The organism is Rhizobium sp. PK7-22, from assembly GCF_056530405.1.
Genome location: NZ_CP096514.1, coordinates 2,957,301 through 2,973,982, shown reverse-complemented (window position 1 = coordinate 2,973,982; position 16,682 = coordinate 2,957,301). Strand labels below are relative to the sequence as shown.

General features: G+C 58.2%; 19 protein-coding genes. 3 read left to right on the top strand and 16 right to left on the bottom strand.

The features are described 5' to 3' along the window. Positions 1 to 324: 324 nt before the first annotated feature. Both M1E10_RS19275 and M1E10_RS19270 read right to left on the bottom strand, forming a co-directional pair. Entirely contained in the window at positions 325 to 864 is a 540-nt protein-coding gene (locus M1E10_RS19275; protein WP_499174402.1) for a helix-turn-helix transcriptional regulator, read from the bottom strand. A gap of 4 nt (positions 865 to 868) precedes the next feature. Next, the gene (locus tag M1E10_RS19270) at positions 869 to 1,477 is read right to left on the bottom strand and encodes a hypothetical protein (RefSeq protein ID WP_499174401.1); all 609 of its coding nucleotides are present in this window, start codon (positions 1,475 to 1,477) and stop codon (positions 869 to 871) included. Positions 1,478 to 1,729: 252 nt separating this feature from the next. On the opposite strand from M1E10_RS19270, the gene M1E10_RS19265 reads away from it, so the two are divergent. Continuing rightward, complete coding sequence (locus M1E10_RS19265) at positions 1,730 to 3,067, top strand: DUF6161 domain-containing protein (protein WP_499174400.1); 1,338 nt, start codon at positions 1,730 to 1,732, stop codon at positions 3,065 to 3,067. A gap of 149 nt (positions 3,068 to 3,216) precedes the next feature. Here the strand turns inward: M1E10_RS19265 and M1E10_RS19260 are convergent, their stop codons facing one another. The 5 genes from M1E10_RS19260 to M1E10_RS19240 all read right to left on the bottom strand — a co-directional run bounded on the left by M1E10_RS19260 (position 3,217) and on the right by M1E10_RS19240 (position 5,530). Next, positions 3,217 to 3,456, bottom strand: a complete 240-nt coding sequence (locus M1E10_RS19260; protein WP_499174399.1) for a hypothetical protein — start codon at positions 3,454 to 3,456, stop codon at positions 3,217 to 3,219. A gap of 288 nt (positions 3,457 to 3,744) precedes the next feature. Then, positions 3,745 to 3,933: a hypothetical protein gene (locus M1E10_RS19255; protein WP_499174398.1), complete on the bottom strand. Its 189-nt coding sequence runs from the start codon at positions 3,931 to 3,933 to the stop codon at positions 3,745 to 3,747. After that, positions 3,930 to 4,433: a hypothetical protein gene (locus tag M1E10_RS19250; RefSeq protein WP_499174397.1), complete on the bottom strand. Its 504-nt coding sequence runs from the start codon at positions 4,431 to 4,433 to the stop codon at positions 3,930 to 3,932. The genes M1E10_RS19255 and M1E10_RS19250 overlap by 4 nt, the downstream gene beginning before the upstream one ends. Further along, the gene (locus tag M1E10_RS19245; RefSeq protein WP_499174396.1) at positions 4,430 to 5,158 is read right to left on the bottom strand and encodes a hypothetical protein; all 729 of its coding nucleotides are present in this window, start codon (positions 5,156 to 5,158) and stop codon (positions 4,430 to 4,432) included. The genes M1E10_RS19250 and M1E10_RS19245 overlap by 4 nt, the downstream gene beginning before the upstream one ends. Positions 5,159 to 5,305: 147 nt before the next feature. Continuing rightward, positions 5,306 to 5,530, bottom strand: coding sequence for a hypothetical protein (locus M1E10_RS19240; protein ID WP_499174395.1), 225 nt, complete (start codon positions 5,528 to 5,530; stop codon positions 5,306 to 5,308). A gap of 178 nt (positions 5,531 to 5,708) precedes the next feature. Between M1E10_RS19240 and M1E10_RS19235 the strand changes: the two genes are divergently transcribed. Together M1E10_RS19235 and M1E10_RS19230 are read left to right on the top strand one after the other, a co-directional pair. Then, positions 5,709 to 6,746 carry a hypothetical protein gene (locus M1E10_RS19235; RefSeq protein WP_499174394.1) on the top strand — a complete coding sequence of 346 codons (1,038 nt, stop codon included), beginning with the start codon at positions 5,709 to 5,711 and terminating at the stop codon, positions 6,744 to 6,746. Then, positions 6,746 to 7,315 carry a hypothetical protein gene (locus M1E10_RS19230; RefSeq protein ID WP_499174393.1) on the top strand — a complete coding sequence of 190 codons (570 nt, stop codon included), beginning with the start codon at positions 6,746 to 6,748 and terminating at the stop codon, positions 7,313 to 7,315. The genes M1E10_RS19235 and M1E10_RS19230 overlap by 1 nt, the downstream gene beginning before the upstream one ends. 1 nt (position 7,316) lies before the next feature. Here the strand turns inward: M1E10_RS19230 and M1E10_RS19225 are convergent, their stop codons facing one another. From M1E10_RS19225 to M1E10_RS19185, 9 genes are all read right to left on the bottom strand, one after another. Continuing rightward, complete coding sequence (locus M1E10_RS19225) at positions 7,317 to 9,746, bottom strand: hypothetical protein (protein WP_499174392.1); 2,430 nt, start codon at positions 9,744 to 9,746, stop codon at positions 7,317 to 7,319. Between the two features lie 195 nt (positions 9,747 to 9,941). Then, positions 9,942 to 10,496, bottom strand: coding sequence for a hypothetical protein (locus M1E10_RS19220; RefSeq protein WP_499174391.1), 555 nt, complete (start codon positions 10,494 to 10,496; stop codon positions 9,942 to 9,944). 4 nt (positions 10,497 to 10,500) lie between these two features. Beyond that, a complete protein-coding gene (locus tag M1E10_RS19215) occupies positions 10,501 to 10,749 on the bottom strand; it encodes a hypothetical protein (RefSeq protein WP_499174390.1) in 249 nt (82 codons plus the stop codon). Between the two features lie 172 nt (positions 10,750 to 10,921). Further along, positions 10,922 to 11,179: a hypothetical protein gene (locus M1E10_RS19210; RefSeq protein ID WP_499174389.1), complete on the bottom strand. Its 258-nt coding sequence runs from the start codon at positions 11,177 to 11,179 to the stop codon at positions 10,922 to 10,924. 382 nt (positions 11,180 to 11,561) lie between these two features. Further along, a complete protein-coding gene (locus tag M1E10_RS19205) occupies positions 11,562 to 12,716 on the bottom strand; it encodes a helicase RepA family protein (RefSeq protein WP_499174388.1) in 1,155 nt (384 codons plus the stop codon). Beyond that, a complete protein-coding gene (locus M1E10_RS19200) occupies positions 12,713 to 13,165 on the bottom strand; it encodes a hypothetical protein (RefSeq protein WP_499174387.1) in 453 nt (150 codons plus the stop codon). The genes M1E10_RS19205 and M1E10_RS19200 overlap by 4 nt, the downstream gene beginning before the upstream one ends. 274 nt (positions 13,166 to 13,439) lie before the next feature. After that, positions 13,440 to 13,634 (bottom strand): helix-turn-helix transcriptional regulator, encoded by a 195-nt coding sequence (locus M1E10_RS19195; protein WP_499174386.1) that lies wholly within the window; start codon positions 13,632 to 13,634, stop codon positions 13,440 to 13,442. Positions 13,635 to 13,880: 246 nt separating this feature from the next. After that, complete coding sequence (locus tag M1E10_RS19190; protein ID WP_499174385.1) at positions 13,881 to 15,161, bottom strand: tyrosine-type recombinase/integrase; 1,281 nt, start codon at positions 15,159 to 15,161, stop codon at positions 13,881 to 13,883. A gap of 280 nt (positions 15,162 to 15,441) precedes the next feature. After that, complete coding sequence (locus M1E10_RS19185; RefSeq protein ID WP_499174017.1) at positions 15,442 to 16,632, bottom strand: IS481 family transposase; 1,191 nt, start codon at positions 16,630 to 16,632, stop codon at positions 15,442 to 15,444. Positions 16,633 to 16,682: the final 50 nt, after the last annotated feature.

Below are 16,682 nucleotides of genomic sequence, written 5' to 3'. Positions count from 1 at the left end.
CGATAAGTGCCTGTGCCCACACCGGAAAAAATCAGCTTGTGCTTTTTCCAGTCAATCCCAGCACTCTTGGCCGTCTAGGCCCACAGGAGCGGCGGCACCTTCTAGGGAAACTCCGAAACGCCGATCGAGCCAGGCCTTTACAGCGGGCCAGTAGCGCCGATCGGCGAACAGGGGGTCAGCTGCTGGGAACCCTGCCTTGGATGCTGCAGCGAGGGCAGTTTTGAACTGCTCAGTTGTGAGGCCCAGGCGGTCAGCGCACTGGGCGTCCGTTACGAAGAGGGTACTGGATTTGGTCATGATGTCCTCCTTTGACGGGAGGATGATTCACGCCACTGCGACGGCGTCAATCTCCACGACTTCACCGATTGCAGGCCCGGCGCGTTCTTTGAAGTTGCGAGTTGCCCGCGGCAGCGCCACCAGGACAATGCCGACGCGCAGCCCACCGAGCCACAGCGGCAGGGTGTCAGGCCCGACGCCGCGCCCATACTTCTTCCCGGGGTTCTCCAGCTTCGAAGTGTATCCCTCTTGCATTCCCGATTTGGCATCCAATTCCAGCACAGTGAACTTCATCTGCTCCCGGTGCTTTCGCATAGCGCCGACGAACCCGTCATAGTCGACAATGAGATCGGAGATCACCTCCAGTCCCTTGATCAACTCCGGCATATCGGGATTGAGACCTGCCCGGCGCATCTCCCACTTTAGGATCTCCGCCTCGTCGAAGTAGTGCCGACGGTTGATGAAGATCGGCTTGGGGAAGTCTGTTTCTGGATCTTCTTGCCATCGGCGAAGGGTCCACCGGCTGATGCCGTACCGGCGGCACACGTCCGCGGTCTGCAGCTTTCTGGAAACGCGCTTGAGGGCCATGCCGCTACTCCGACGCCAGCGCCTGAAGTCTCTCGACCTTGGCATTCAGCTCTCGCATCATCCTCGCAAAGACGTTTTCTAGTCCTCGACGTTCGTCTTCCTGCCACTCCGCGCACCAATCTCGGGTGTCGTAGACGGCAACACGGAAAGGCGCGAAGACGCTCAGCTGGTTGCTTAGGACGTGGGCCGTGCGGGCGAGGATCCGGCGCTCGTAGTTGCCCTGCTGCAGCTCGGGGAAGTTGAGGCCGCGTTCTCCCAGCTCGTCGCCATCGAACTGTGTTATAGCAACTGTGAGCTGCGCCATCGTCTCGTGAATGAGGGACATCGCGCCGGCGAGATCGTCAGAGGCACGTTGAATGACCTCAACCTGGATGAGGTACACCGACCTCAACTGCTCGATGCGGGCCTGCTGCGCCCCGATCCTCTCGATCTGAGATTGCGCTGCCTCACGATCTTGCTCTTTGTCGGCATAGGTAGCCGCCAGGGCTGCCGCTTCATTGACTTCATCGAGTTCAACGATCAGCGAGGCGATCCGATTGCCGGCTTTGAACTCTGAGCCGTTGAGGCGAGTTTCCGCCCGCTGCCGCTTCAGCTCGTCAAGCTCGACCGACATTGCTTGCGCCTGGTCCTGAAGTGCTCTCAGTTTTTCGCGTTGTGCCTCTGACATTTTCCTGCGCTCCACCTGCTTTTGAGATGGTGCAAAAAGTAGAGCGCCGTGAATGCGCCCGCAAAGCACACCCGTCACTAACAGTAATGTCAAAGGGTTAGGGTCTAATTCGCGTTGATACCGATATCAACGGCGGGCGTGGTCAAATCTACCGTGCAGAGCTATAAGTTGTCTCCGGGTTGCAGGCAGGGGGTTGCAGTGGAAGAGTTGTATGTGCGCTTGGCCGAGCTGCTGAGCCGACGTGAAGTGCGTTTCTCTGCAGATGCGGGAGGATCTGCCAGGGCTTTAGCTGCCCAGCAACCCAGCCTCTACCTAAGCTTGACGGATGCCTTCAGGAGCGTCGGCTATAATGATAGCGGCCGTGTTGGCGGTGTTGACAGCGCTTCTCTCGCAAATCACATTTTTGACTGGGTAAATAGCCTCACACGGAGCGAGGCGCCGAGCGTGGGGATGGAGAACGACAGCTTCGTGGTAAGAGGCGCGATGCCGATCCTGGATGATGCCACGACTCAAGATTTCATCCACTTCATCCAAAGGGTTCCTGAAAATGCTCGGTCCGTTCAGACTGCACAACTTTTCCCCTACGCGCTTTCTGCGGCATTGCTCGCGGAGGTTCTGGATTTTCTAAGTCGCCCTGACCTGAAAGCATTTCAAAGCCATCCTGAAAAGTTTCAACTCCAATGCAACATCGCCGAATATGTCGCGGTGAAAGCAGATCGCTACCAACATCGGACGCGAGATGATCGTGTAGAAGCAGAACTTGCTTCTGCCCGGGGACAGCTGGAGAACTATCGAGCGGAGTTTGAGCAAGACCGTTCCGCACATCGCGGACAGCTTGACGCTCTCGCTGCAGCTTCCAGGGTAATTTCCGCCAGCCAGACCTCAGCGCAGACGGACATCCAAAAGGCCCGCGAAGAGTTGGCCGACTTCGAGAAGACGATCCGCGAAGAGCTTCGCCTCGACCGGTCTCGGTTGTCCTGGGAAACTCGTCATAGGGAGGCACGAGTAGCCTTCCAAATTGCCTGCGGCCTCCTCGTACTGTTTCTGCTGGTGACGATCGGCACAGCTGTCAAATACGGAATCCCCATCGTCCAAACCCTAGCTAACATTGACCAGATTGCTCCGCCGGTTGCACAAGTCCCGATGGACGGTTCGGCAACGGCGCCCGCGGCCTCGGTCCCGCCGCTCCGATCGGTCGCATCACCAGATCAATCTATTGCTGTCGCGATTATCCATCAGTTCGGCAGACTGATCGTGTTTTCAGTGCCGGTGCTGGTGTTCCTCTGGATGCTTCGGGTAGTGATGCGCTACTTCATGCGCTCGATGCTGCTGATGGATGACGCGCGGCAGCGGCAAACAATGCTCGATACCTACTTCCTCCTGAGCGAAAAGGGACGTGCAGACGAGCGAGACAGGCCGCTGATCCTATGGGCTCTCTTCCGTCAGACCCCTGGCCACGGCCCTGATGGCATCGATCCGCCCGACTTTACGGAGGTCATCAACGCCGGGCTCAAGCGTGCGCAACCGGGGCCCTGATTTAAGTGAAGATGCCCGTGTAGATTTTGGCCGGAGGCCTCACGCCGGCGTGCGCCATCAGCTTCCAGCGGCACCGATGACACGGCATCATTCGGGTGGGCCTGCCGCGGCTGCCACGGAAGGCGAAAAGCTAGCCTCCAGGCTATAGACTAGAGCAGCTTTGTAAGGGCTATCAGATTGTCACCCTTGATGGTCGGGTTCATGCCGTTTAGATGGACTTCGAGCCTGATGGAGTCTGTGCTGGCCCACTCGTTCTTCGCGAGGAGAGCAGCGTCACGAAGCGTTGAAAAATGTAACCTTTCAGGAACCGCCGATCCGGGACGCGTGATCCAAACGGTTGTTTCGTAGTCGCCCCACCTCTCAAGTGTTTCTGCTGCATCAAGCGCCATTTCTTTCCTCCATCATCTGTTGGCATCGGTCCCAGAACTCTTCGCACTTCTGCGTAGCCAACTCGGCAGTATCCACCCAGCCCGTGTTCGGCGCCGGCGGGCTACCTTTGAACGTCCGATGACGCCAGCCAGTCCACTCCCATTTACCTGCCATCGGGCCTTGGGTTTCCCTTCGGATCCTGCCGAACGGTGTCACTGCGTCAAAGCCGGTCCAATCCAAGTCGGTAGGCGGTTCACTCTCAACCATATGCGTCTGCTGCCAATGGTACTTCGTCTGGTAGGGCTCGGTCATATGTGCTCGTCGGTGTCGCTGTTGGGCTGCAGCTGATGAAGGCGGATCTGAAGATCTTTCAGCCTTTTATAGTAGAACATGATGGTTCCGAGCCTCTTCTGCTCGTCGGCACCCGACGTCTTTTGCAGCAGGCCGATCATGTTGTTGATGCGTTCGACCTCCATCCTCAGACGCTTTTCGTTCATTTCGTTTGACCAATCTCTTTCTCAAGCTGCTTGAGCAGTTTACGCCGTCGGCTCCAGATGACATCTTCGACTTCATAGACCTTGTTGTACGTGCTGGGACGGTGCGTGATGTCCTTCCAGAATAGATCGTTGTATCGCCCTTGGGGATCCTCAAAGCGCTGTTTGCCAGAGCTTAACAGCGTATAGAGCATCCTCTTCTCTGACTGGCTTAGAACTTCAAGGTTCCTCAGCTTACCTGAGTGCATGCGCTCCTCATAACGTCGATACTCCCGACCCTCAGCGACTTTCCGAACTGCAGCGGAGAACCCCCAGACGATCACGATTGCTCCGCCAATGATGATCATCCCGACGATGACGAGGGCAATGGTCGAATTCACCTCTACTTCTGGAACAAGCTCTGTCTTCCATGCCCAAAAGGAACTGAGGCCAACGATCAGGAACAGAAAGCCTATAGATGGCTTGATGTTGTGCTGGATAAAATCGAGCAGCTTCTCGATCATGCGCGCTTCTCCGGCTCATCTTGCCCCAGCGCGGAAGTCAGTAGCCTCGCGCGTCCAGCATCCAGCGCCGCCACAAACGGATCGTATGACCCAGGCAGCGGCCGGTCACTTGTCTCGCCGTAGCCCATCGTCCGCAGCTCGTCGACGAACTCCGAACCCCGCTTGATCAGGGAGATGATCTCGTCGTCTGGGCCAGGCATGGGTGCGATCCTGCGGTTCTGTTTGCTTAGCCCGTTGATGTGCTGCTGGAAGGCTAACATACCGGCTCGCAAGGTAATGATCATCATGACGAAGCGCATACTTGGCGCCAGTTGAGAGTATTTCGCAGGTCGATCTTTATTATCCGCTGTCTCCCGCCAAATGTCCTCGTAGAGGGCGACCATTGTTTGCTGATCTGAGGCGGAGAAGGCGTTGTAGAAGTTCCGGGCGTCTTCTTGCGTCAGGTCATCCATGAGTCTGTGAGCAAAACGGTTCCTGATGTTCCCCAAGAAGCGAAGAGGTGGCTTCAAGCGTGACGGCATGCCGAACGCAAACAGCATGCCGACCTGCTGATGGTATTCCAGCGACAATTCGTCCAGGTGGCTCGGCGCAGCAAAGATCTCTTCGTTAATCGACCGCATGACGCTCTCGATAATGATAGTGCCTTCAATTACCACGCGAAGCGGATCATCCACTGCCATTCGCTTAAAGAACTCTTGGTCAGACAATGGCTTCTGATGCTTCATCGCTTCATCTCCGGCCTCATCGTGATCACCACCGGCCGGTTGAGCCTGGTCTAATCGAACTCGATGCCCTCTCAACCGCGGCACAGGCAAGACGGTAGCGCTTCCTCACGATCGGATCGATATCTTTCCCGGGCCGCCCAAAGCTTTTTATGAAGGCGTGACGGCCTCGATGGTAATGATATCATCATCATCAAGGTCGGCCGAGGGCTCGGCTCGGGGGTGGAGGTCCAGAACGTACCCAGGGGTGACGCTCAGGTTGTTGTTGATCTGCACGTTGACCTGCGTTCCCGGCGGATCAACAAGCACCACCTTGGCGGTCTCGATCGCAACCCTGCTGCCGGCGGCCGTCTTCTTCAGCTCCGGATCGATCAACACGCCTTCGATGGTGTGGAGCCCGAGGCCCCGAGGCCTCTCCACATGTGCGTCAGCCGGAGGAGGCGAAGAAGGCTGAAGGTGTTCGTCGCGGCAGAGTCGGCGGATGGGCCCGCAGCGCAGGCTTGCATTCGTCTGGGGTTCCGATACCCATTCCTGTGAGGGATTGGGAGGCATCATGGCAACCGCGTATCATATGGTCAATTACCGCCGGATTATTCAGGCGGACGGCTCGGCGCTACCGAAATCCTTCGAGAGCTGCTGCCGAGAAGTGCTTGGAGCGAACAATATTGCTGGCATCACTCTCTGGAATCGAGTGCAAGATCGAGTTCATGCTACAGATGACGGCAAACAGCAGATAGTTCTAAATCGTGTAGCGGATCTATCGAGCGCTGTTTTTGGTGAGATGTGCCTGATTGAGATTAGCGGCAGCCAGCCGTTGCTTCAGCAAGTTCCTTCGACTGTACCCCTTTCTAGCCTTACAATAGCAGAGATATTCGCTCTAGAAGAGAAGCAGGCTCCCGAAGGCTCAAAGTTCGTGCGAGGGATGGCCTACTGGCTCGCTGTTGGCGATCATTTCTTCTTCGTGAAAACTCAGTCGATGGCGCCACGTTATCTGCACCAATACCTGGATTGGATGCTTAGAGGGAAAGATGGAGGATTGCCAATTGACGTCGAACTGCAACTTCAAGCTGAATTCGACAAGACGAAGTTGTCCGGTGACATAGGAGAAATAAAAAGTCTTCGTGTGAAAGGCGGAGCCACTCCTCAGTATGCGGTTAGGCCGGTGCTGGAGGAAGAGCCAAAAGAGGTGGCTACGTCTAAGAAAGTTGCCGATCGGTTTGTCCAGTTTTCTCAAGCGCTGCCAGTTATCGAGGCGCTCTTTGGAAAGGCCAAAGCTCAATCACTAGTCGAAAGTCTGGGTCCAGAAGAATATCTAGCTGTAGATGCGTCAGTGAAGGTTCGGGGGCGTCGAACCCAAGAGTCGAAGAAAAAGATGCAAGATCTCACAAACGAGTTGGCCGACCTCACCGATGGCTCCGTTCAAGTGGAAGGGAAGGGAGGACGGATCTCGGACGGTGATGCGATCCTGCGCACATCTATGCCTTTCCAGCTAGAGCAAGATGGAGCCAGTCTCCTCAATTTCGACAACGTCGCCGACCAACTTCAAGTGGTCTATTCCCGTTTTGTTCAAGATGGTATGATTGAAGCCTGATGCTAAGGCCGATCCTGTCCGCTGCAGTGACGTTTGTCGTTTCTGGGTTAGCCGCCTGGGCGATCGACGTCGGCCGGGTGTTCAACGTGACTCAGCCTGTCACTGTCTGCCTCTCGATCATGGCGGCTGCAGTGTTTGTGCGGTTGAATCGGGGCATGCCGACATTGGACTGGAAAAGCCTTACCGTCGATGAACGTGAGTCTCTGACGACCGCTATTCTCAACCTAACGCGAGATTATACGATCGTGCTGGCGATTAATGCCTGTGCCGTTAGCTATGTGATCTTTCTCAGTGCTTTAGGAAGATATGATGCGCTCCAGCTTCCGGAAAGTATGCAACGGCTGATCACGGGAAGCTTTGCGTTCGTCCTCTGTGTCGCGGTGCTTAGAGTGAGCTATGTCGTGTGGCGGGACTACGACATAGTCAAACTTCAGAAAAAACTGATTGATGACTCCGGCGTGCGGGAGGAGCGTGATCAGGCGAGAAAGGAGGCGCATGAGAAGGTTGCCGCAATGCGTACGGCGGGACTGAAAAGTTCACCTGTGCCCGTGCAGCCATGGTCCAATTAACTCATGGTCCGACAGCTCCGCCCATGTCCGGAGCGCGCGAAGGCAGAGCGTCACCCGGCCCCCACCAAAACGACTGCCCGAATTCCTTCTTCATCCGGCGCTCGTAACGGGCGAAGGTGGCGCGGTAGCTGGGATCGACCATCGCCTGAATGCTGTCGAAGATGAGCCGATCCGTCGCCATTTTCGTGTACCAGAGCGAGGATCCGGGCGTCCAAGCTTTGACGTGGTCGGCCAAATTCTTACCAGTCAGCTCTTTTGTCCCGCCCAGAAACTGGAATGCATCACCAAGACCTCCGACAACGGCGCCGGGAGCAGGCCCCAACCCGTACTGCAGCATTCCTTCTTTGCCTCGTGTGGTCGACGAGTAGACGAAATCAGCCAGCATGCCGCCGCCACCACCACGGATGAACGCTTGCCCCCAGAACTGCGGGTCTGCCATGTCCTGCGCGTCTCTGCCGGCGATCAGCGATTGCATCTGGGACATTGCCGCGCCGCTGAAGGTCATCAGCAACACAAGCTGCGAGGTCCGGAAAGCCCGGTTCGACATGTCGCCTTGTGTCATCGACCGCATCAGGTGCGTCATCATGAAGGTCATTGGGAACGACTTGAACTGCGTCATCGAGCGGACAGCCTCGCCGATCACCGTCCCTCTTTGGAGACCAAGAGACATCTTTCCGCGGATACGCGCGTCAGGCTCGACCACCGCGAAGTGCCGTTCGTCGATGACGGCCGACATCAGCCGATCGGCAAGCCGCTGATCCTCGACGCCGTTCACATCGAAGAACCTGGCGCGGTCCGCTTCAAGCTGGGGAGCGGAGCGCAGGACATCCCAATCGTCGGCGGTGAAGCCGTAGCGGGTCAGGAAGCCTTTGAACATGGGATCAAGGGCATCGTGCCTTTTCTCGGACTCACGGGCGATCAGGCCCATGAATTCCATAGAGAACGCGCGCTTCAGGCCTTCGGTCCACACGTTGATGCCGGACATTCGCATCAGGGCGTCAGCGGTTCGGCCGGTGATGCCTTGACCGATCACTTCATCGTCGAACCGCTTCGTGCCGATCGCGGTGTCCAGCACCGTAGCTGCGGTCAGGTTGAGTTGCCGCGCGATCTGTTCGGCGCCCTCGCGATCGACGGTGAGATCCTTGACCAGGCGTGAGAGCACCGCCGATGCTGGAATGCCATTGTAGTTGGAAGCGATCGTCGCCGTCACACTGTCACCGGGTAGCGCCGCGATCGTGGCCGAGCCGAGCCGGGCCGCCGTCTGGATGTTACGCATGCCCCCACCGATGCCGGCAATCAGCTCGCTTTGCGCCACACCCAGATTGCCGACGAGGCTGTCGAAAGCCCTGCGCACCGATACGGGGTTATTCATCGTCAGCCAGGAGACGAACTTATCGCTGCCCTTGGATCCACTTCTGTAGTCGTCATCCGCCGCCTGCATGAGACGGTCGAAGTTCTGCTGATAACGGGGCCCGAGGATCTCGACGAATGCGATCTCTTTCGCCATGCCCTGAACGTGGCCCATCATGGTGTTGAAGAGTCCGCCGGAGCCGACGCCGTATTTCTTCATCAGCCGCTTGTAGGTTTCAGGGTGGTCAAAGCGGAAGACGCGGAGCTGATTAGAGAACCCACCAGCGCCTTGCCCCTGACCCTTGCCGAGGGTGATTTCTTTGTAGGCGTTCTGGATGATGCCCGGCACCGCTCCACGTGGCGCTTCGCCCCAGCCTTCCTTGTCAATGACGCGCATGTTTCCGGAATCGATCTCGCGCATCAGGTCATCAAGGAACTCGCGCTCAGTGATCTTGCCGACCCGCTTGCCGTCCCACATCTGAGGAAGGCGCCAGTCTTCGAGAACCGACAGCGGCTTGCCACCCTTCTTCACCCGATCGACGGCATACTTCGAGGCATCGGAGAAACCCTTTGCCGCCGCTTTCGCCTGGATGTCGCCGGTGTCCACGCCGAAGAGCTCGTCGACCACATTCCAGATCGTCTCGGTGTCCTGGCGGAGGCCGGCCATCTTCGACTGATACGGCTTCATCGCGCCATCGAGGTGCCGCAGCAGCCGCTTTGTCACCGCCTCGCTGTGGCTCTCGATGTTGATGGCATCGCCCATCTGGCTGCCGCCTTCCCAATTGTCGCGGACGAGGACAGACATCAGGCCCGCCGTCTTACCCTTGGCGTGCTTCTCCATGCGGGCCATGACCTCAGCCTGCCGTATCGCCTGCTTGGCCGCCATCAGCTTCCGTTCCTGTGCGGCCTGCGCCATCACACGAGCGGCCTCAAGCGCACTAGCGGCCTCCGCCGACGCTGGGCCCATCTCTGGGTACAAACGCCCCTGCACGCCGTCCCTGATGGCAAGCGCGTCGTCAGCAGCTTTCTGTGTGATCCTCTTGGCAGCAACCAGTCGCTGCAGACACCGCTGAATGCTCATCTTGCAGGCTCCTGTTCCACGTAAGCAATCATTCGCTCGGCCGCGCATATCTCTTCGTCCGCCTCCGCAATGATTTTGGAGGCGAGGCGGGCGCCGGCACCGTCACCGAGGTCGATCATAACATCAGGAGGTGCGAGCGCTGGAGAGTTCGGACGTTCATAGCCGGGCGGCGTGATGGATGGGACACTGATCATCTCAATATTCCTCCATCGCTACAGCTTCGATAGTGACGACGTCATCATCGAGTTCGTGCGCCGGCCGCGGCTCGGGGGTGAGGTCCAGAACGTACCCAGGGGTGACGCTCAGGTTGTTGTTGATCTGCACGTTGACCTGCGTTCCCGGCGGATCAACCAGCACCACCTTGGCGGCCTCGATCGCGACCCTGCTGCCGGCGGCCGTCTTCTTCAGCTCCGGATCGATCAACACGCCTTCGATGGTGTGGAGCCCGAGAGCCTTCAGCCCGTTCCGCTTGGCCGTGAGTTGCTGGCGATGGTAGGCCTCAACCGACGGCTTCAGCATCGCCTCACGAAGGGATCGAACGCACCGAAGGCCAACCGCCGCGGCGACATCTCGATCATTGAGAAAGACAGTGCCGTCGTCGGCTCCGAACACGATCAGGTCGATCGCCTGTCGTACCTTCGGCGTTAACCCGGAACCGCGCCCCGCCGGCTTCTGGCGGCCAGGCTTGACCGCCTGCCGAGCCTTCGCCTTCTGCAGGGCGAGGGAACTATTGTCGTGACGGACGGCCATGCGCTCACCAGCCCCAAGGCTGTTCGATAGGGGAGACGCCGCCCCGGAGCGACTCAACCCCATTCGGATCCGACGGCGCGCCGTAGGTCTGAGCAGCGAAGGGCTCCTTCGACCATTCCGCAGGCAGCCGTGCAGCAACTGCCTTCTCTGTCACGACGTCCATCCAAGCGCTTTCGCCACCGGTGGCGCGGAAGATCTTGACCTGTTCACGTCCCTGAAGATTACGACCGCGACCAATAGGCATCTTGCGCATTGTAAATTCTCCTCAGATTGGAAAAAATCTGGCCTCGAAAGTTCAGGCTGTTCGAGGTGTGTGTGAGGGTGGAACTAGAAGTCTCGAGCCCGATTTTTGCCCCCACCCCCGGCTGTCTATCACCTGCTCAGAAGTGACCGGGGGTGGGGCCCCGAGCTTCAGCACCTCTTCATCAGCAGAGGAGGATGATGCTGCCGCCGGGTTCAGTGGAGTGGGCCGTCGCCCTCCGGCGAACGCTCGACGATAGGATCGTCTTTACCACCTCTCGCTGCTGTTCAGCTGAAAACGGCTGCATCGCCCATTCGGCTGGATGTTCACGAACGAGCCGACGAGCGTCGACGGAGTCGATCCGTGCGGTTTCACCGTTGACACGTTGAAGCTGGAACTGAGTGGCGCCGATGCGAGTGCGCGCCTCTATCTGCTGAGACATGATGGTTCTCCGTTGCTTTTCTGTGCCTGGTCGCCATCGCTCAACCGGATGTCTTCCAATAACGTCGCTGAAACCGCGCCCTGTGTTGCCCAATAGTTGCCCGGGGCGCGGTGATAGCAATGCAACTGGAGACTATTGCCGCCTGACTATGCCTGCAGACAAGGGGATTCGCAATCTTCTGATGCTGATCAATCACACGGCTATTAACCGCTTGCTCAATCGTGAAGGGAGCCGCAAATGCTGGTGGCTGGCTCGCGCACGCTCCAAACACCACCAAACGTAGATTGACGGAGAGGGGGAGTGACAGTCCGTGACAGAGAGTGACAATGTCACGCGTGTACCGTGACGTGACGTGACAACCCCCTAAAGGGGTGTCCGTATGTCACGCTTGATCGTCGAAGCAGCGCCAATAGTGATCATTGTAGTGTGCGATGTAACCTTTGGCCTGGAGCTTCTCCGCAGCGCGGCCGAACGCCTGACGCTTCGCTTCTTGGGTGGCGTCGTCGCGGTGCCTGTAGAAGTGTTTGCGCCAGTCGTCTGTCGAGACCACGGCACAAGACCCTGGATAATCAGGCCCTGTCTTCCGAACCCCATGCTCCGCCAACGCGTCATCCAGCGCCCGAAGAGCAATTGTTTCTTTTGGGGTGGGTTTGGGGCGTTTCTGCGCGCCCTCCGGCGCTTGCGCGTCCGTCACCACGCATGTCCGCACGGGATCGCCGTCGTCGTCTTTTCCAATCTCGATGCTCTTGAGATCAAAATGGAATGCCTCTCCTCCCGGGTAGTCTCGCTGCTTCTGCACCGTGGCCGTTCGGGTGCCGTCACCCTCGACAGATATTTCAATCTCGGTGTCAGTGGCTGCACGCAGCGAAGAGTGACCACGTGCCCCTCGTGCAGCATCCTTGCCGGTATGATGAACAATAAGGATGTGTGCGCCCGTAGCGTGCCGGATGAGGTCGACGTTCTTTACGAAGGCTGTCATGTCCGAGGGCCCATTCTCGTCGCCTCCTGACAGCACCCGGGAAAGCGTGTCGATCACGATCAACTCTACCGGGATCTTAGCTCCCTCTCGGCTGGCGATAGTCTCAGCCAGGTCGATGACGCGCTGCACGTCTGCTTTCGGGTCAAGCAGGTCCAGCCCCGCCCTCCGAACGGCAAGCGGAACATTGGAAGTACCGTGCTCGTGCCTGAGAGCAACGATACGATTGGCAATACCGTGGCCGCCCTCTGCAGCCAGATAGAGAACGGTACCGTTCTTGACGCGACGATCGCGCCAAGTCTGCTTCAGGGCAACATGATAGGCGATATCGAGGGAGAAGAACGTCTTCCCAGAGTTGGAAGGGCCGTAGATGACAGACATCGCGCCACGATCGAGAAGCCCTTTGATGAGGTAGGACGAAGCCAGAACTGGCGAGAGCTCATCGAACCATTCGATCTCCTGAACCATCGGGCGTCGGTTGCGTGTTGGACCAATCGAGGCTCGGTCGCGGAGATCGTTCTCGTAAACCTCAAGCGGCGGCGTGGGCGCGTGGCGGTTCATGCTGCCGCCTTCCTGGTCTGCCGTCGGACTGCAACCTTTGGCATCCGCGGAGGATTCATCGATCGCCGGTAGAGCTGCAAGACAGCCTCGTCGACGGCTATGCGTGGTGCACTCCGGAGCTTGTCGAAGGCCCGCTGCCAATCGATCACGACGATACCCTTGCCACCGGAGAGGATGTAGCCTCGGGGACTCTCGTGAATGATCAGATAGTCGTCGAGCGCGTACGTGGTCGCGTTTTCGATCGCGTGCTCATTCAAAGCGAACGCCCGCCCATCATAGCTGGCCACCTGGTCACTGAAGGGGCACCACAGAACGAGGTCGTCAGGCTCCTGGAAGCCGAGCCACTGCTGGCCTTGCTGATCCTTCTCGAAGCGCCCGTCTTCGGCGCGGAAGCCGCGGAAAACGCCGCAGGTCAGAGCACGAGCTTTTTCTCTCCAATCCCAGATCATGCCGGCCTCCGGCAATGAGGGCAGGGCGGAGCAACTCGAGGCTGCTCTATCGGCTGCAGCTCGATAAACTGGCGACCGCATTTCCGGCAATCGAACGCGCGCTTGATCCGATGGACGGACGCTATTGCTTCAGCAGCGAGAGCGCGCAGCGCTGCTTTGTCTGGGCGGGGTTTCGGTGGGCCGAGCGAAGGCATGCCACCGCTTACAGATTCCGACCCTCGTCTGATGGTGTTCCGGCGCTGCCGGTCTCTCTCGAAGTTCCGGCCCTTCATGATCAAGCAGCGCTCCGATCGCGTTCAGCGATCCGGGCTTCCAGCCACTGATCAATCTCGGTTTCGACCCAAGCGTTCTTCCGCGATCCGATCTTTATCGGCCGAGGGAATTTTCCACTGTTGATGAGCTCGTAAATGTGTGGGCGGGAGAAGCTGATCCCACGCGCCTGAAGGTCTTCAAGCGATAGTAGACGCATATTTCACCTCTGTTTGCACCACCGCCCGAAAAGCTCTCCCTGGGACAACGCATAAGGTCTGAGTCCACGATATAATCGTGTTCATCGAGAACCTTTGCGTCGCGCGGAAACCTACTGGTTGCTTTCTTCGGGGACATACGGCGATGCTTGGTTAGTCTGAGGTGAAACTCGGTCGGCGTCTCCTAAGTTACTAAGAACGGGCTATCCCGTCCGAATCATATGGTATCAGACAGATTAGGCGAGTCGTCAAGCATGCTCTCGCACGAGCTCGACAATGTTGTTGGCCCCCTCGGGAGATACGATCTTCGCCAAGGCATGCGCCCAACGCTCTAGCGCCTCCCTCATCTCGGGCTCGAACTCATACTGATCGTAAACGCGCCGAAGGCCCGTCTTGCCGTGCCCAATCACCATCTCTGCAACATCAGAATTTATCCGGAGCGCCGACAGTCGGGTCCGTACTGTGCGTCGAACGTCATGGAACACCCAGTCAGGAACCGCGGCATCCGGATCATCTTTTCTCAGGACCTCAAGCATTGCCTTGTCCAATGCCTGCTTGGCACGGCTGAAGCCGTTGATAGGCTTCCTGCCTTCTGTAGTGCTGAAGAGGAAATTTCCTCCATCCTCGCCAACAAATTCAGGCAAGTCACCGAGCAGAGACATCGCATCATCCGACAGCGGAACTATGTGCGATTGCCCCGACTTGAACCGCTCGGGCGGAACTGTCCAAAGCTTCTTCTTCAGATCGAATTCGGGCCTCTGAGCGTCAGAGACTTCGGTCTTTCGCTGCCCCGTCAGAAGCAGCATTTTGAGAAACGGGCCTAGAGGGTAGGGCATGTTGTCGGCTGCACCCCAGTACGCTTTGATCTCGGCATCGGACAACACTCGGACGCCGACCCTTTTGGAAAGCTTGAAGTGCTTCGGCTGCAGATGCTGGGTGGGGTTCACCGTCAGGCCATATCCTTGCCGGCGTTCCGGCCACATTGCCCACGAGAATATTGCTTTGATGTGGCCCCAGGTGTTGTAAGCCATTCCCGGCGCCGGCCGGTCACGTACGGCGCCGATGAGTTCCGCAATATCCGAGTCCGACACGTCGACGATCGGCTTCTTCAGCCATTTGTTGCGGGCCGGATCAAGCAGCTCGCGCCGGATCTCTTTGGCATCCTGATCCGCATGCCGGCTCCGCTGACGTGTCGGAATGTCAGAAAGGTAGTCTTCAACGACTGCTGCAAAACTGTTCTGGCGCTTGCGCGACTGCTCCATTTTCGATCTGTTGATCTCGTCCCGTGGATCTATCCCTTTCTTAAGGAGAAGAAGCCATTTCTTCGCCTCATCCCGTGCTTCATGGAGGCTTAGCGCCGGGTATTCACCCAGGGCTCGCCGCGTCGGATTACCGCTGCCTGGAAAGCGCGCAACAAGCACAAATGTCTTCTTGCCTTTGTCCGTCACCCTGACGGCCAGTCCAGATAGAAGCTCGTCTCGGATTTCAAGGCGGGAGCCAGGCGGTGCGGACTTAAGTCCCGCGATCATAGCGTCGGTGAGTCTCTTCTTCGAGCTTGGCATCTAGGGTCCTGGGCAACATGGGGCAACAAAAACTGCCAGATACTATCTTACAAACTCTGACATATCCAGACAAGCAGGAGCGCGGAGTCCCTGTTTTGTTGAGGCTTCGAAGCCCGTAGCTTACGTTGCCGTCTTGTAACAGACACTAAGCCGCACGGCTCATAACCGCTTGGTTGGGGGTTCGAGTCCCTCCGGGCCCACCATTTCTGTCCATGTACAGCCCGGAGACATTGGTAACAGCTTGTACCTAAGACATGGGTGACAACCTCGTGCCGAACGGGTTGTCGATGGTCTGCAAGGTTCTCTGTTCCAGGTCGATGTAACCCAAATCATAGTGCATGAAGCTGACGAGCCAAATGCCGTCGTCGACCTCCTTGATGCCTAGCCTCTGACCGGCGAGTACGGTGGAGAGGTTGATCTTCTTTCGTGCCATACAGATGCGTCCGCAGGCGGTGACGAGGACGTCCCTGTCGTGGAAGGGGTATTCGACGTCTGGCAGGCCTTCATAGGCTCTCGACGAGGGCGTATAGAGCTCGGCGGGTGTTTTCATGCCGATAGCCTCATGGGGGCGTTCCTCGTTGAACTCGCTGACGAATTGGTCGAAGCGGTCCTGCTGTTGCAGGGCGTTCATGCCCGGCGGACGCGCCGTCTCCTGCTTCAGGGTGCGGTGCATGCGCTCGTGGCGGCCGTTCTGTTGTGGGTGACCGGGTTTGATGCGCTCGATCGCAATGCCGAGCCGCAGCCACCACACCGACAGCTTCGACAGGTTGTAGAGCCCGTTGGGGCTGGCGAAGGGCAGGCCGTTGTCGCTCCTGATGGCGGCTGGCAGGCCGCGCTCCCGGAACAGGCTGACAAAGGTCTCGATGACTGCAGCCTCCTTCGTGCTCTCAAGGGCTTCGCAGCAGAGGATCATGCGCGAGGCCTGGTCCGTTACCGTCAAGGGGTAACAGTATCGGCCGTCGCCAAGCTTGAACTCTCCCTTGAAGTCGGCGCACCACAGATCGTTGGACAGGGCGGCCTGCGACAGCGCCGTGCCTGCCGCCTTGTTCGCCGTTCGCCTCTTGCGGGCGCGGCTCACGAGGCCGTGCCGGTCGAGCACCGCATGCACCGTAGACTTCGCCGGAATGCGCATGTCGCCGGCCAGCTTCCTGACCAGGAGCTCTCTAATCTTGCGGGCGCCCCAATGCGGCTTGTTGCGTTTGGTCTCGACGATCAACTGCTCGATCTGGGCGGGCAACTGGTTGGCGTAGCGCACCGGGCGGCGCGAGCGGTCGGTGAGCGCCTCCAGCCCTTCCTGCCGATAGCGATCCCAGATCTTGTAGCCAGTCTTGCGCGATATGCCAAACTGGCGGCACACATCGCTCATGCCTTCTCCATCGAGAAGACGAGCCACGAAGCGTAGACGTTCTTCCATCACCGAACACTCTCTCCACGGCATCAACACCTCCCGCAAAGCGAAAAGTGTTACCCATGTGTCCGGTACAAAAC

Bases quoted from the DNA above. Each gene is read 5' to 3' on its own strand.
- M1E10_RS19275 (WP_499174402.1), bottom strand. From the start codon at position 864: ATGGCCCTCAAGCGCGTTTCCAGAAAGCTGCAGACCGCGGACGTGTGC.
- M1E10_RS19270 (WP_499174401.1), bottom strand. From the start codon at position 1,477: ATGTCGGTCGAGCTTGACGAGCTGAAGCGGCAGCGGGCGGAAACTCGC.
- M1E10_RS19260 (WP_499174399.1), bottom strand. From the start codon at position 3,456: ATGGCGCTTGATGCAGCAGAAACACTTGAGAGGTGGGGCGACTACGAA.
- M1E10_RS19255 (WP_499174398.1), bottom strand. From the start codon at position 3,933: ATGAACGAAAAGCGTCTGAGGATGGAGGTCGAACGCATCAACAACATG.
- M1E10_RS19250 (WP_499174397.1), bottom strand. From the start codon at position 4,433: ATGATCGAGAAGCTGCTCGATTTTATCCAGCACAACATCAAGCCATCT.
- M1E10_RS19245 (WP_499174396.1), bottom strand. From the start codon at position 5,158: ATGAAGCATCAGAAGCCATTGTCTGACCAAGAGTTCTTTAAGCGAATG.
- M1E10_RS19235 (WP_499174394.1), top strand. From the start codon at position 5,709: ATGGCAACCGCGTATCATATGGTCAATTACCGCCGGATTATTCAGGCG.
- M1E10_RS19230 (WP_499174393.1), top strand. From the start codon at position 6,746: ATGCTAAGGCCGATCCTGTCCGCTGCAGTGACGTTTGTCGTTTCTGGG.
- M1E10_RS19225 (WP_499174392.1), bottom strand. From the start codon at position 9,746: ATGAGCATTCAGCGGTGTCTGCAGCGACTGGTTGCTGCCAAGAGGATC.
- M1E10_RS19220 (WP_499174391.1), bottom strand. From the start codon at position 10,496: ATGGCCGTCCGTCACGACAATAGTTCCCTCGCCCTGCAGAAGGCGAAG.
- M1E10_RS19215 (WP_499174390.1), bottom strand. From the start codon at position 10,749: ATGCGCAAGATGCCTATTGGTCGCGGTCGTAATCTTCAGGGACGTGAA.
- M1E10_RS19210 (WP_499174389.1), bottom strand. From the start codon at position 11,179: ATGTCTCAGCAGATAGAGGCGCGCACTCGCATCGGCGCCACTCAGTTC.
- M1E10_RS19205 (WP_499174388.1), bottom strand. From the start codon at position 12,716: ATGAACCGCCACGCGCCCACGCCGCCGCTTGAGGTTTACGAGAACGAT.
- M1E10_RS19200 (WP_499174387.1), bottom strand. From the start codon at position 13,165: ATGATCTGGGATTGGAGAGAAAAAGCTCGTGCTCTGACCTGCGGCGTT.
- M1E10_RS19195 (WP_499174386.1), bottom strand. From the start codon at position 13,634: ATGCGTCTACTATCGCTTGAAGACCTTCAGGCGCGTGGGATCAGCTTC.
- M1E10_RS19190 (WP_499174385.1), bottom strand. From the start codon at position 15,161: ATGATCGCGGGACTTAAGTCCGCACCGCCTGGCTCCCGCCTTGAAATC.
- M1E10_RS19185 (WP_499174017.1), bottom strand. From the start codon at position 16,632: ATGCCGTGGAGAGAGTGTTCGGTGATGGAAGAACGTCTACGCTTCGTG.